Source organism: Kitasatospora arboriphila (assembly GCF_039528095.1).
Taxonomy (GTDB): domain Bacteria; phylum Actinomycetota; class Actinomycetes; order Streptomycetales; family Streptomycetaceae; genus Kitasatospora; species Kitasatospora arboriphila.
This window is the reverse complement of record NZ_BAAALD010000330.1, coordinates 1-523: the sequence shown is the minus strand read 5'-3', so window position 1 is coordinate 523 and position 523 is coordinate 1. Positions and strand designations below refer to the sequence as shown.

The window sequence follows — 523 nt, the reverse complement described above, 5'->3', positions numbered from 1 at the left end:
GGCGCATAAATCTTCCCTAGCGAAAAAAGCATGGGCGGCAGTATATCATTTGTCGGCGCGGGGTAAGTCCGCGTCATGCTTCAAATTACCCGATCATCAGACCGTCATTTTTTTCATTAATCTGTCACAAAAGTGACGCATAATGACGCCGCACTTCTATACTGATGGCTAAAAAAAACAGGGTAAATAATGGCGAGAAGAATTCTGGTCGTTGAAGATGAAGCTCCAATCCCCGAAATGGTCTGCTTTGTTCTGGAGCAAAATGGCTTTCAGCCTGTCGAGGCGGAAGATTATGACAGCGCGGTGAATCAACTCAATGAACCCTGGCCTGATTTGATTCTCCTGGACTGGATGCTGCCGGGCGGTTCGGGGCTGCAGTTTATTAAACTGCTCAAGCGCGAGGCGATGACGCGGGATATTCCGGTAGTGATGCTGACCGCGCGTGGAGAAGAAGAGGATCGCGTTCGCGGCCTGGAGACCGGCGCGGATGACTACATCACCAAGCCTTTCTCTCCGAAAGAGC

General features: G+C 50.9%; 1 protein-coding gene. It reads left to right on the top strand.

Annotated elements, in window-relative coordinates:
• Nucleotides 1–189: 189 nt before the first annotated feature.
• Nucleotides 190–523: response regulator (locus tag ABD353_RS40230; RefSeq protein WP_344628644.1), on the top strand; the 334-nt coding region annotated here is incomplete at its 3' end.